Source organism: Paenibacillus sp. FW101-FHT12H11, assembly GCF_058790355.1.
Window position 1 is genome coordinate 123,542 of sequence record NZ_JBYTCO010000006.1, and the last position, 14,350, is coordinate 137,891.

Consider the following 14,350-nt stretch of genomic DNA (forward strand, 5'->3'; position numbering starts at 1 on the left):
AATGGAATGAAAGAAAATTATGTTCAACACGTTCAGCTCCCTTCGGGGGTTGTCCATGTTTACGCAGCGCCTGAGCTGTTTAAAACGTTAGATTATCAAATTTTTCAGATGGCGAACAACAATTTGCAGATTCCGAATCAAAAATTTATGAGCTATACCCCTGACGTACATGTCGGTGTAGGCACTTGTATCGGTACAACGGCTGCGTGGCAAACTCATGATGGTTATGTGTCGCCGTCGATTGTCGGCAGCGATATCGGCTGCGGCATGAGGGTGCATATGACCAATGTGCATAAAGATGAGCTCAAGGATGTGAAGCTGCGCCGCAAGCTCGTGAAGACCATCGAGAAATATTTGCCTGTGGAAGATCACGCGCGCGGTCACTTCTCCGATGTTCGTTTGGAACACGTTGTGACGAAAGGACTGCACGGCTTGCCGAAAAAATATATCCCGGATGGCTATACGCCAAGGAAAGCGACCTCCCTTACACATGTCGAGTGCAGCAAATTTACACTGGATGAAAATGTGTTGAATCGGTTCCCGAATGCCGTCTGGCATCGTTCGCACCGTCAGCTTGGTACGCTGGGTAATGGGAATCATTTTGCCGAAATTCAAGCGATTGAGATCGCTGAAGAGAACCGCGAAGTGGCGGAAGCCTGGGGGCTGTTTGACGGCCAAGTCGTGGTAATGATCCATTCCGGATCACGTGCTTGGGGAGGCTCCGTCAGCCAAGTCAGCAGCAGCGACATGATGAAAGTCATGCGCAATCTGGGCTTGGGAACCGCAGATCCTAAGCTGCTTTTTGCTCCACTCGAGCACCAGGCAGCGCAGACTTATGTTCATTTGATGTACTCAGCGCTGAATTATGCCGTTGTGAATCGCCACCTCATTGCTTACGCCATTCGTGAGGCCGGCAAAGATGTATTTGGCTCAAAGTTTGAAATGACGACCCTGTACGATCTCATGCATAACTATGCCTGGGAGGAGAAACAGGAGGGCGAGTCCTATTTTGTCCATCGCAAAGGGGCGACGCGCTCGCTTCCTGCGGGGCACCCGGATAATCCGCAGCCCTATATGCACACGGGCCACCCTGCGCTGATTCCGGGCTCGATGGGAACGGCATCCTATATCATGGTTGGATCGCCGGGCGGCAAAGCCAACTTCCACTCGATCTGCCATGGCGCAGGGCGCATCCGTTCGCGCAGTGCAACGAAAAAGCTGATTACGCTGAGCGAATTCGCCGCCTCCATGCGTATCGGAACTGACGAGGAAATCGTTGTTAATCAAAAGTCATTAGAGGCGATTCTTGATGAATCTCCACAAGCCTATAAAGATGTCGATCAAATCATAGAGAGTGTCGTCGGGGCGGATCTGGCACAGGTTGTAGCAAAGTGCAAGCCAATGGCGGCAGTAAAAGGTGCCAAATGAAGAGGGATTCCAATTTGAAAATAAGAGAAGTAACTGCGGTGGCTGTATCCGCTAAGATCGGGTCTGGAGGCAGCCCGCTGGCCGCATATGGGGATTATGCTTATGTACTGGGGAGCATTCAAAGCGTGTTGAGCGACTTGTTTGGCGAATATTTTGAACCCTATGTAAGCGACGACGGGAAAGAAGAATATTGGGAAATGCTGGAGCAGGACGTCAAAGCGGGTAGTCCTCAAGTCCAGCACGTTACGAAAATTTTTGATCTTATGGAATCTCGCGCATTTGGCATCCAAGGGGAAGAGGAATCTTCGGCGTATGGGGTATTTCCAACCTTGCGCAATAACGTCTTTGCCTATCCCGACTGGGGGATCGCGCTAGCGAGGGTCCCGATTTTTCGGATGCATGGGATTGGCGCTGAGGATTTTGTTTTTGCCGTAGATGATGCCAGCCTTAAACGGTTTCTGGAGCACGCGCGGCAGCGGCGAAGAGATTTGGATCGGCGGCAAGTGACGATTTTTACAGATGGACCGCATGGGATGGAAAAAGAGCTGGCGCCGATTACCCGCATGGTCGAACGCTCCGAAGTCATTATGAAGGAGGAAGTGAAGCGGGACATTTACAGAGCCATCGATCAGTTTTTTGATGAGGATCGTACCTTTTTCAAGGAATATGAGCTTCCTTATAAAAGAGGCATTCTGCTCTATGGCAAACCGGGGAATGGGAAAACAACGCTCGTGAAGTCCATCGCCGGCAGTGTGAAAGCCCCTGTTGCATATTGGCAAATCACAGAAAATACGTGCAGCGACTCCATTCAGGAGGTATTTCATGCGGCGGCGAACCTGGCGCCTATGATCCTTGTGATCGAAGATATCGATGCGATGCCTCAGCGGGCGCGGTCTTATTTTTTGAATATTTTGGACGGTGCCACATCGAAAGAGGGGATTTTCCTCATTGGCACGACGAATTATCCGGAGCAAATTGATCCGGCGTTAATGAACCGCGCAGGGCGTTTTGATCGCGCTTATGAAATTAAACTTCCAGATGTGGCGCTTAGGGAAATCTATTTGGAGCAAAAAGGGATGGGCAAGCTGCTGACCGATGATGTATTGAGGGTAACCGCGAAGCAAACGGAAGGATTTACTTTTGCCCAGTTAAATGAATTGTACGCAGCGGCGGCGCTTCAGTGGCATTACGAGATGAGTGTGGATATAGAAAAGCTGGTGAAGTCCATGAAATCGGATTTGCAAAAGGGACAGTCGATGTCGTGGCTGAAGGAAGAATCGGAGGTTCGGGTTGGATTTTTGGTGGGTTGAGACGATGGATAAGAGAGGAGTATGATTCGGAATGTTGACTAAACAAGTACAAACAAGATTAAGCAAATTGATGAGTAAAATACTGCGGCATTCTCCGGAACAATTCGGGCTGATGCTCGACTCGGCTGATGGTTCCTGTGCGGTTGATGATTTATTGCAAGTACTGCGCGGCCAGTCAGGGTGGTCGGAACTTAGCTTGCCTGATTTGGAGGAAGTGGTCGAGAATTGTGAAAAGCAGCGTTTTGAGATCATTGGCGATCGCATCAGGGCAAGGTACGGGCATAGCCATGATAAAGTCAGCTATCCAACCGGAGTGCCGCCGATGGTGCTGTATCATGGTACGAATGCGCAAGCTGCGCCAAGCATACTGGAGCAAGGATTGCGCCCCATGCAGCGTCAGTATGTTCATATGTCTGAAGGGCTTCATTTTGCGACATTGGCTGGTAAGCGTAGAGGGGAACTTGTCATTCTCAACATTGATACGGTAAAAGCTAGCCGTGCAGGGATCAAATTCTATTATGCAGGCAATGAAGTTTGGCTTGCTGATGCTGTTCCTGCGGAGTTTTGCAGCATTTATGAGCACGGAGCGGAGGGACGGAATGAATAAGCGGCTTATTGACATAGGTGTTAACTTGATGCATCGATCTTTTGAGGGGGATCGTGATGAGGTCGTCGCAAGAGCGCTTGAGGTTGGTGTATCGCCTATGATCCTGACGGGCACAAGCGAGAGAAATAGCGATTCAGCTGCGCGGTATGCGGCGAAATTCCCCGGGCAGTTGTTCACGACAGCGGGTATTCATCCGCATGATGCGCGGAATTGTACAGGGCAAACGATAGATACGCTGCGGCGATTAGCCACGAAACCGCAGGTAGTTGCGATTGGAGAATGCGGATTGGATTACAACCGTGACTTTTCGTCTCGTGATATCCAGCGCAAATGGTTTGAGGTACAGATTCAGCTTGCCTGCGAACTGGAAAAGCCGCTTTTTCTGCACGAGCGTGAAGCGCATCTCGATTTCGTGCGAATTCTGAAGCCTTACTTGGGCAAAGGGAATGTTAAGGCTGTTGTCCATTGCTTCACAGGCTCAGCTCAGGAGCTTGAAGTTTATTTGCGGCTCGGCCTGCATATTGGGATTACCGGTTGGATTTGCGATGAACGTAGAGGGCGGCATCTGCGCGAGCTGGTAAAGCGAATCCCTCTGGATCGCCTGATGCTGGAAACCGATGCGCCTTTCCTGACGCCTCGCGATTTGCCCGTTAAGCCGCAGGATGGCCGGAATGAACCGATGTTTCTTCCTCATGTGACGGCTGCCGTTGCTAGTTGTTTAGGTGCAACGGTGGAGGAGGTTGCGGAGGCGACGACGAGTACGGCGAGGTCGTTTTTTGGGCTGCGGTAGGTAGGTTGCACCTGCCGCCAACGGTTCCTTCCTCCCCGCCGAGAGGAACTACAAGGCGCTATTTCTTCGAAAAGCGCCTTTTTCGCGCAGAGAGGGAACTGTGGGGCGCTATTCGTCCGTTTTGGCAGGGGAAACGGGGCTGTGCGGGCGAATAATGCCCTGTAGTTCCGCTTGGATGCGGCAGCGGGCTGGATTTGCTGGAATAACGGACTGTAGTTCCCCTAAGGTGGCCCTGCCGGCAAACTTAACTTAAGTATGAGGTTGCACCTCTCCGCCAAACGCCTCACTCTTAGCTGTGTTACGTATTCCCACCCCATGAAAATTCACTGTTATCGCGCTCTTAACAAGTTAAATAACGGAGAAGGGGTTCACGTCTCGGATGTTTTCTTCCTCCAACTACCCCTTCCTCCATCGAAGGGGAACTGAGGGGCGCTATTTCTGTGAAATCGCGCCTTTTTCGCGCAGAGAGGGAACTGTGGTCCGCTATTCGTCCGTTTTGGCAGGGGAAACGGGGCTGCGCGGGCGAATAACGCCCTGTAGTTCCGCTTGGACGCGGATACGGGCTGATTCTGCCGAAATAGCGGTCTGTAGTTCCCCGAAGGTGGCCTGATTTCAGTTATTTTCGTTCTAATCATTGGGGAAAAGCCATACCCTTGAAACAGGAAATTTAGGCGTTATGTGGAAACAGTTTATATAACCATGTTATGAGGAGTACGAGATGAATCATTTAACGGAAGCTTATGTCGATAGTTTGGCGCAAAACAGCAGTGCAATTAAGAATGGCAAAGATTTGGCGAAGAAAAATAGCTTTCCCCTCCTCTGTCAGTCTGATGATGGGACAATCATTTTCGGGGAGTGCAAAGGAAGCGGGAAGGAACCTTATCGCTGTTCGATTGATTGGCAGCAAGAAGGGAATCCCGTATTTCGCTGCACCTGTCCGAGCCGTCAGTTCCCGTGCAAACACAATCTCGGGTTGATGTATGCATTTACCTCCGGGAAAACATTCATCCATTCCCCCATTCCTCCAGATATCTTGGACAAAAGGGAAAAGGCGGAGAAACGGGAAGAGAAGAAGAAAGCCGTCGATCCTGAGGCACCAACCGCGAAGCGTAAGACGAATAAGTCGGCTTTGTTGAAAAAAATAGCGGCACAGCTGGAAGGGATCAGCATCGCGGAAAAGCTTATCCTTCAGCTTGTTTCTTCGGGGCTTGGCAGTTTGGATAAAAAGGCATTGCAAACCGCAGACGAACAAGCGAAGCAGTTAGGCAACTATTACATCCCGGGAATTCAATCCGCATTGAAGGATCTGACGCTTCAATTTCGCGTTGAGGAAAATCGGGAAGCCGCCTATGACGTCGTCATTGAGCAGTTAACTATCCTGCAGTCCCTGATCAAGAAAAGTAGGGAATATCTAAACGGCAGATTGGAAAACCCTGATCTTCCGATGGATGCGGAATCGACATTGGAGGAATGGATCGGGCATGCTTGGCAAATAGCAGAACTTAGAGAACTAGGCCGGGTCCGCGCGGAGGCAGAACTGCTGCAGCTTGCTTTCCGGTCCTATACGGATCAAGCAAGAGGAGAGTTCATCGATGAAGGATACTGGTCCGATCTCAACAACGGGCAAATTCACCTTACAAGGACGTATCGTCCTTTTCGTGCTGCCAAACATATACGCGAAGAAGATTCTATTTTTCAAATTGTGCAAACAAAGGAGCTCGCGCAATACCCGGGTGAGTTAAACAGGAGAGTGCGGTGGGAGGAGGCAACGTTTCGCACGGTTGATTCGCAAGATTTTAACAAAATCTGTGCCAGTGCTCAGAGCCCATTCCCGGAAGTGATCAAGCAGGTGAAAAATGTGATCAAAAATCCGCTATCTGATAAACATCCCGTCATGCTGCTTCGTTTTGCTGAAATTAGAAGGACGGATGCTGATTCTTATGTGCTGTTGGATGAACAGGGCAAGCAGCTCCCTCTTGCGGACATCCAGTATCTCAATGAAACTACGACCAATCTGCTGCCAATGCTGAATAAGGCGTTACTGATGAATCAAGTTGTATTGGTTATGTTTGAGCAAAATTGGAAATTGAACAGGCTCGAAGCACAGCCTTTAAGCATTGTAACCGCCAATGAAGTAGTTCGCTTACTGTATTGATGAAAAGAATTAGGAGACGATTCTATGAGTATAGATGTTTTGTTTGAGCTGCAGCACGAGATACGCCGCTTGTTTATTGCGGGGAGCGGGATGGCCGCAGGCGATTTGCGATTGCAAAAAATGCTGCCTCAACTGCAAAAGCTGGGCGAATCGGTGCCGATTTTTAATCGAATGGCACAGGCAGTCAGCCAAGTCTTGGAGGCGGAAGTGAGCAGTTCGGCCGGGAAACTGTTGGAACTGGGTACGCTGCTGAACTCGGTGTTGTACACACAAGGGAAAACAGAAACGAAAGATGAGCTCTTCCCCATTGAGGGGGCAGAAGCCACCCTTGTATCTCCCATTCCTTACCGCAAGCTGCAACCTCTAATTGAGGCGCTAACTCAAAAGGGACAGGGCAGAATGGAACAGCTTCGGCTTGGGCACGAAGAGAATTTGTTTCAAGATTTCCGTGTCATTTCGGCAGCTGTAACAGCGTTGGATGACAGCTATGCGGAAATTCCTGATTTTCTGCACCGCAAGGTGCTGCCTTCCCTGGGTCAAGCGGCACTGCCGGCGTTGAAGCAGCAGTTTAGGCAGGATGGCGGGAAGGGGGATGCCCGTCGACTAGAGCTAATTCATCCGTTACTTCCCGAACCGGAAGCTTTGGATTGGCTTCTCCAAGCAGCGACGAAAGGTTCAACAGATGTTCGTTCAACAGCTATTGAACGCTTAGGCGACTATCCCGAGCAAGAAGCATTTATTTTGGATCAGGCAGATGATAAGAAAAAAGAGATCCGCAAAGCGGCACTATTCGCTTTATCGCGTCTTGGAACCGAGCAAGCGATTGCTCGATTATACAAAGCTCTTGCTTCGAAGGATCAGGATATCGCAATTGAACCTGTTCAATTGTGCAGAGCCAATGATTTGACACTTCGCGTCATCCATCATGCCAATGCCATGCTGGAGCAAATCGTTCAGCGCGTGAATATAGCGGATTCCGCCCAAATGTTGTTGGCAGACATCCGCAGCTTACAAGGTAAGCGGGTACCTGAGGTCGTCAATTTGCTGGAAACATTGCTGTCGACAGCCGGTTTTGTCGTGCCGGAAACAGAAGCCGTTCAAGAGGCTGCTGCGGATCTTCTGCTTCAATTGGATTTGCCCGAAGCAGACCGTTTTGCGGTTAAGCTGCATGAGGCATACAATCGCAAATTTATTGGATACAGCTTGAGAGCGGCTATCAAAATCCTGCCGCCAGAGGATGTTTATGAACGTTTTTATCATGACCTTAAGGATAAAAAGCAGCCTGCAGCCAAGGAATTGCTGCGTGTTATGTATGACGTAACTCCCTCGCTGCATGCGCAGGTGTTTGATCAGATGAATGCCCCGATTCGCACGCAATGGGACCCGAGATGGGTGCATCTGTTTGTTAAACTGGATGAGGAAGAATTGGTATGCCGGTTCGCCGGCGAGCCAGATCCTAAAGTGACAGATTATCTCGTTAAAAAGTGTGAGGAACGGCCTCATTTTAATGCGAATAAGACAACGTTGATATTAGCCGTTTTGTTTAAGCAAAATTACGCAAAAGCACCAGCTCTCCTTATGGATATTTTGGAGAAACCCGGCAACAAGCAGTTTTATTACTTGGACCGCCTCCAACTTATGTTGTTGTCATTGCTTCCGAAATCCTATGCCGAGAGGCTGAGCAAATTCGCAGAGGGGCTCTCTTATCAGGGGATGAAAAGTCAATTGCTGGACATAGCGGAAACAGTAGCCGCTAAGCCAGAACAAGCCAATCACTTAGAAACAGATGAGAAAGGACAGGGATTATGGGGATGGATCAAAAGCAAGATGTCGTAAGATTGCCTTCCGAAAGACTTTACCTGGAGGAGCTGGAGGCATTAAAGAAATGGGATGAAGATGCCAAGCCGGTTGGATGGCAGCTTTCTCCAAAGGCTGTACGGATGTTTCTGACGGGCGGGAAGGTGAAAGGAGTCCCTATTACGCCTAAGTACATTGGGAACAAAAGGCTTGTGGAAATGGCGATAGCGACGCTGTTAACCGACCGTGCACTTATGTTGATCGGGGAACCGGGGACAGCGAAGTCATGGCTTTCGGAGAATTTGACGGCTGCGATTACCGGCGACTCCGGCAAAGTGATCCAAGGCACGGCCGGGACGAGCGAAGAGCATATCCGCTATTCCTGGAATTATGCGATGCTGCTTGCACAAGGACCTTCGGATACGGCCATTATTAAAAGTCCGATATTCCGAGCGATGGAAACCGGCGGTATTGCGCGTTTCGAGGAAATATCTCGCTGCGCATCGGAAGTGCAGGACGCATTGATTTCGATTTTATCGGAAAAGACGATTTCCATTCCGGAGTTGGGTAGAGAAGTATTCGCGTCCAGAGGATTCTCAATCATCGCAACGGCCAACACACGCGATCGCGGCGTGAACGAGATGTCTGCGGCTTTGAAACGGCGCTTTAACATCATCGTGCTTCCTTCGCCGTCGGATATTGAAACAGAAGTCGAAATTGTCCGTAAGCGGGTCGGCGAAATATCGGCCAGCTATGAACTGAAAGCTTCGCTGCCGGATGAGGAATCGGTGCGGAAGGTTGTGACGATTTTCCGTGAGCTGCGCAGCGGAATGACGCTTGATGGCAAAGAGAAGGTGAAAGGGCCGAGCGGAGTTATTTCCACGGCCGAGGCGATATCGCTGCTGACGGGAAGCATGGCGCTTGCGGGCAGCTTTGGAAGCGGCAAGATCAGTGAAGAGGATATTGCGGCCGGGCTGCAAGGGGCAATTGTAAAGGACGAAGAGAAGGATCGCGTTGTATGGAAGGAATATCTTGATAATGTGATGAAAAAGCGAGGATCGACATGGAGAAATCTGTACTTCGCATGCTCGGAGATGAACAACTAGCTCAAGATTCGGGATTTCACGTTTTCGGTATTCGGCATCTATCTCCTGCAGGTGCGTATCATCTGCTTGCTTTTTTGGATGAGATTAAGCCCACGGCTGTACTCGTAGAAGGACCGAGCGATGCAAGTCCATATATCGAAGAGTTATCATCGTCCGGCGTTGTTCCGCCAATTGCCATTTTAGCCTATACCAATGAACTGCCTGTAAGAACTTTGCTGTATCCATATGCGGCTTACTCACCGGAATATCAGGCTTTTCAATGGGCGAGCCGAAATTCGGCATTTGCAGCGTTCATTGATTTGCCTTCTGAGCACGCTTTGGCGTTGTATGAGCAAAGACAGCGATCGTCATTTATTTCTGAAGCCGCAAAGGCAGAAGAATTTCAGATGTATGTTCATCAGCAGAGAACGCTGTATCAGCAGCTTGCTGAACTCTCGGAGGAGCCGGATTATGAGGCTTATTGGGAGCGGCATTTTGAGCATAATCTTCAAAAAAACGCCTACCGGATGAGCATACATCAATTTTCATTACAAATGCGGGAGCTGACCGCTCGACAAGAAATGAAATTCGCGCCTCAGGAAACGGCTTATAACGAGATTCGCGAAGCATACATGCGGCGCAAAATTCAAGAAACTATCGCTTCCGGCCATGTTCCTGAGAAAATCGTTGTCGTCACGGGTGCGCACCATGCTTCGGCTTTGGATTTCCGGTTCCCTTCTATGACGGATCAAGAGTTGAATGGGCTGCCAAAGACAGCAACGAAGTTAACACTAATGCCCTATTCCTACTATAAGCTTTCTTCGCATTCCGGCTACGGAGCTGGGAATCAGGCACCTGCTTATTTCGAACTCCTCTGGCAGTGTTTGCAACAAGGGGATCTTAAGCGACTACCCGCTTTGTATTTCTCACAGGTAGCCGTTCATCTCAGGGAGCAGGGGACGTATCGATCTACAGCTTCGCTTATCGAGGCGGTAAGGCTCTCCGAAGCTCTTGCTGCCATGCATGAAGGCAGCCAGCCAACGTGGAGGGATTTGCGCGATGCGGCGATGGTATGTCTTGGTTACGGGGAACTTTCGACCATTTCCGAAGCCCTGGCAAGAACAGATATTGGGACAGCGATCGGCAGATTGCCCGAAGGCGTCAGTCAAACGCCTATTCAAGACGATCTGAACAGAGAGCTTAATAGGCTTAAGCTTGGCAAGTTTAAGTCAGCGGTTGCTACAACTTTAGAACTGGATTTACGTGAAAACCGCAGGGTGAAGTCGGAGGAAGCCGCTTTTCTGGATTTAAAACGTTCAATTTTGTTACAGCGGTTGGAGCTTCTGGGCATTAGCTTCGCCAAGCAACAAAGAGTTAATCAAGCATCAGCTTCGTGGGCAGAGGTATGGGTGCTGCAATGGACGCCGGAAGCTGAAATCCAGGCGGTGGAATCAACCCTCAAGGGGGAGACTATCGAATTGGCGGCGGCATATGCGCTGAAAGAAAGACTTGATAACTGTGTAGACATTGCTGAAGCTTCACGCATCATTCGAATCGCTTGTGATTGTGATTTGACAGACCTGATGGAGCAAGCCACCTCCGCGCTGCAAGGGCTTGCTGTGGATGCCGGCAGCTTTGAACAAGTCGCTGCTGCGGCTTATGAACTTTCAGTCTTGATCCGATATGGATCAATCCGCCGAATTGAAACCAACAGCCTGCTTCCGCTGCTCCGGCAATTGTTCCTACGAGGAACGCTGCTGCTGATGGACGCTTCGAGCTGTAACGATGATGCCGCTCACGGCATGGTCCGCGCGATGCAATCTTTGAACACGATAGCTCAAGATGAGTTTGAAGTGGTGGACGATCTTTTATGGTTCAGTAAACTGCAGGAGCTGGCTTCGCGGGATGATCGCAATGCGAAGCTTTCGGGCTTCGCTTTCGCCATCTTGCTTGAACGGAATGATATAACCGATGAACATGTTGCACAAGAGGTTTCGCGACGGCTCTCACCGGGGATTCCCGTGGATCTTGGGGCAGGCTGGTTCGAAGGGATGTCCATGCGGAATCGGTATGCGCTATTGTCGCGAGTAACGTTATGGCAGCAGCTCGATACGTATATCGGATCACTAGAAAAAGAGGCGTTCCATCGTTCGCTTGTTTTCCTGCGTCGGGCTTTTGGCTCGTTCGAGCCTCGGGAGAAAGCGGCAGTTGCTGAAATGATGGGCGACATCTGGGGCGTTGGCGCAGATCGAACAGGAGCTGCTTTGCAGCAGCCTCTTAGTGAAGAAGAGAAGGGGAAGCTGGATGAGCTCAATGATTTTGACTTTGGAGATTTGTAGCCTATGACAATGATTGATCAAGAACAATTGAACCGTTGGCGGTTGATTCTAGGCGCAGCTTCCGAAGAAAAGCTGCAGTCTTTCGGTACAGGCGGCGTTCATCTTGACGAGGAGTCGAGGCTGATGGATGAGGCTCTGGCTGCCATCTATGACGACACTTCGGTCAGCAGTGCAGATGCAGATGCAGGAGGATCTCGCAAAGCCGGGCTGGGAGCATCTGCTCCTAAGCTTGCCAAATGGCTAGGCGATATTCGCACTTTTTTTCCACCGGATGTCGTATCTGTCATTCAAGCAGACGCCATCGAGCGCAAAGGATTGCATCAACTGCTTTATGAGCCGGAGCTTCTGTCCCAAGTCAAGCCGGATATTCAGATGGTTGCCACGTTAATGGCGCTAAAAGGCAAAATTCCGGAGAGGACCAAAGAAACGGCAAGGCAGCTGGTCAAAGCCGTTGTCGATGAAATTGTAAAACGGCTTTCCCAGGATTTGCGCCGTGCGGTTACAGGCGCGCTAAACCGCAGGCAGCATTCGCCCCTGCCATCTGCTACAGGGCTGGACTGGAACACAACCATCCGCAAAAATCTCAAGCATTACGACAAGGAACGCGGACTTCTGCTGCCGGAAAAGGTTTATTTCTTCGATCGTGCTCGCAGAAGCAAGGAATGGACGGTCATTCTGGACATTGACCAAAGCGGTTCGATGGCGGGGTCTGTCATCTACGCCTCGATTATTGGCTCGATTTTCGCCAGTATGCCAGCACTGGATACACGTGTGGTTGCTTTTGACACCGAGGTCGTTGATTTGAGCGAGCAGTGTGCAGAGGATCCCGTCGATATGCTATTTGGGATTCAGCTCGGCGGAGGGACCGACATTAACAAGTCGATCTCGTATTGCTCCTCTTTTATCACGGAACCGAAGAAAACGTTGTTTATCTTGGTCTCGGACCTCTATGAAGGCGGCAATCGTACAGAAATGCTGCAAAGGCTTATCGACATGCACCAAGCCGGCGTGAAAACTATATGCTTACTCGCTTTATCCGATGAGGGAGTGCCTTCCTATGACGAAGCGGTTGCCAAAAAGCTGTCCCAATACGGCATTCCTTGTTTCGGTTGTTCACCGGATAAGCTGCCCGAGTTGATTGAAGGGGCTCTGAAAGGGCACGATCTTTCAATGCTTGCGGAGAAAGTGAAGCAGGGACAGGGGAAATAGGGAGCTGGACGAAGTGCGGCGGCTAGTCGCTCCCGACCTCCGCCGCCGAATCTATGAATGAATTCAGCCATTTTTGTCATTTTCATAGTATAATAGTTCCTAATGACATGTGGAGGAACTAAAATGACATTAATTAAACAGCTTCAAGCACCGGAAGAATTTGTTGGATTTTATCTCATTAAAGAATTGGAAATTAAGCAAACGAACACGACGCCTGCGAAGGATTTCATGGACATTGTGCTGTGTGATGCCAGCGGGCAGATTTCGGCGAAAATGTGGGACGTCAGCGCTGCCGATAAGGAAACCTTTTTCCCGATGACATTGGTGAAGGTTCAAGGGCTGGTTCAAACCTATCGCGATAGATTGCAAGTGAAAATTGGTAGAATACGCAAGGTATTGCCGGAAGATGGCGTACAAATGACTGATTTCATTCGGTCGGCTCCTATCAGTCCAGTCGATCTTATTCATACTATAAATGGTGTTCTGGAAAGCATTGAGAATCCCAACATCAAATCAATCGTTTCTTTCTGTGTGGCGAAGGTTGGAGAGAAGCTTAATCACTATCCTGCTGCCAAAACACACCATCATGCCTATTTCGCCGGGTTAGCTTATCACATCGTGCGGATGCTGGAAATTGGCGAATTCATCTGCAAACAGCGCCCGTTTCTTAATCCGGATTTGATCAAAGCGGGCATCATTTTGCATGATATCGCGAAACCGGAGGAGATGATTGCGCAGCTGGGCATCGTGACGGAGTACAGCGTGCAAGGTAAGCTGCTCGGTCATATTTCGATGGCGTCGAATTGGATTACAGAGGCGGCTTTGCACCATGCGCTTGATCTGCAATCCGATGTCGTGATCGGTCTGCAGCATATCGTGTTGTCGCATCATAATTTGCCGGAATGGGGAAGCCCGGTGCTGCCGCAAATTCCTGAGGCTGTTGCTTTGCACTATATCGATTCGATGGATGCGAAGCTGCAGATGGTCGAGGATACGCTGCAAGTCACTCCGGAGACGGACGCTTGGACGCCTATGATTCGCGGACTAGAGAATAAGGCGATGTATCGATTGAATTTATAAAAAAAACCGTTAGGGCATTTATCATGCTCTGACGGTTTTTTTTGTAAAGTTAAGAAATTTATATGTTTTGGGTCTTTCGTTGTAAAGACGGCTGTGCAGCAAAGCTGAAGGGCTACGCTGCATTACATACAACGTAATGGTGTGGTCAGACCGCGATTGCGGTCTTTCGTTGCACATCATACAACCATTTGTTGCAAAAGGTTAATTGTAAGCGGTTTAAATGCAACAATTGTTGTATGAAGTGCAATATAGAGGCGAAGTGAGGCCCCTTTACGGCCAAATGGTTGCGCAAAATACAACATAGCCGTACTGTCGCTGCTATTGCTCCAGCGGTTCCTCCTGGAGGGGAACTACAGGGCTCTATTTCATCGAAATAGGCTCATCTTCAAGTGGAGGGGAACTGAGGTCCTCTATTTGTCCGTTTTCTTGAAGAAATCAGGGTTAGGCGGTCAAATAAGGCCCTGCAGTTCCGCTTGAACGCGGAAACGGGCTTAATTTGTTAGAATAGCGCCCTGTAGTTCCTCAAAGTGGCCTGCCAGCCAAATTATCT

General features: G+C 49.7%; 10 protein-coding genes. All 10 read left to right on the forward strand.

From position 1 onward, the window contains the following. The first annotated feature begins 6 nt into the window (after positions 1-6). The 10 genes from AC3WTJ_RS20325 to AC3WTJ_RS20370 all read left to right on the forward strand — a co-directional run bounded on the left by AC3WTJ_RS20325 (position 7) and on the right by AC3WTJ_RS20370 (position 13,800). Complete coding sequence (locus AC3WTJ_RS20325) at positions 7-1,428, forward strand: RtcB family protein (protein ID WP_492523391.1); 1,422 nt, start codon at positions 7-9, stop codon at positions 1,426-1,428. A 14-nt stretch (positions 1,429-1,442) separates the two neighbouring features. Next, on the forward strand, positions 1,443-2,738 hold the full coding sequence (locus AC3WTJ_RS20330; protein ID WP_492523392.1) for an AAA family ATPase: 1,296 nt from the start codon (positions 1,443-1,445) through the stop codon (positions 2,736-2,738). A 31-nt stretch (positions 2,739-2,769) separates the two neighbouring features. Then, positions 2,770-3,345 (forward strand): RNA 2'-phosphotransferase, encoded by a 576-nt coding sequence (locus AC3WTJ_RS20335; protein ID WP_492523393.1) that lies wholly within the window; start codon positions 2,770-2,772, stop codon positions 3,343-3,345. Further along, positions 3,338-4,135 carry a TatD family hydrolase gene (locus AC3WTJ_RS20340; RefSeq protein ID WP_492523394.1) on the forward strand — a complete coding sequence of 266 codons (798 nt, stop codon included), beginning with the start codon at positions 3,338-3,340 and terminating at the stop codon, positions 4,133-4,135. The genes AC3WTJ_RS20335 and AC3WTJ_RS20340 overlap by 8 nt, the downstream gene beginning before the upstream one ends. Positions 4,136-4,853: 718 nt before the next feature. Next, entirely contained in the window at positions 4,854-6,290 is a 1,437-nt protein-coding gene (locus tag AC3WTJ_RS20345; protein WP_492523395.1) for an SWIM zinc finger family protein, read from the forward strand. 24 nt (positions 6,291-6,314) lie between these two features. After that, the gene (locus tag AC3WTJ_RS20350; RefSeq protein WP_492523396.1) at positions 6,315-8,126 is read left to right on the forward strand and encodes a HEAT repeat domain-containing protein; all 1,812 of its coding nucleotides are present in this window, start codon (positions 6,315-6,317) and stop codon (positions 8,124-8,126) included. Further along, positions 8,102-9,193, forward strand: coding sequence for an ATP-binding protein (locus AC3WTJ_RS20355; RefSeq protein WP_492523397.1), 1,092 nt, complete (start codon positions 8,102-8,104; stop codon positions 9,191-9,193). Before AC3WTJ_RS20350 ends, AC3WTJ_RS20355 begins: the two co-directional genes overlap by 25 nt. Then, the gene (locus AC3WTJ_RS20360; RefSeq protein ID WP_492523398.1) at positions 9,151-11,511 is read left to right on the forward strand and encodes a DUF5682 family protein; all 2,361 of its coding nucleotides are present in this window, start codon (positions 9,151-9,153) and stop codon (positions 11,509-11,511) included. The genes AC3WTJ_RS20355 and AC3WTJ_RS20360 overlap by 43 nt, the downstream gene beginning before the upstream one ends. 3 nt (positions 11,512-11,514) lie before the next feature. Continuing rightward, positions 11,515-12,720, forward strand: a complete 1,206-nt coding sequence (locus tag AC3WTJ_RS20365; RefSeq protein ID WP_492523399.1) for a VWA domain-containing protein — start codon at positions 11,515-11,517, stop codon at positions 12,718-12,720. Positions 12,721-12,843: 123 nt separating this feature from the next. Continuing rightward, complete coding sequence (locus AC3WTJ_RS20370; protein ID WP_127456736.1) at positions 12,844-13,800, forward strand: 3'-5' exoribonuclease YhaM family protein; 957 nt, start codon at positions 12,844-12,846, stop codon at positions 13,798-13,800. The last annotated feature ends 550 nt before the right edge of the window (positions 13,801-14,350 follow it).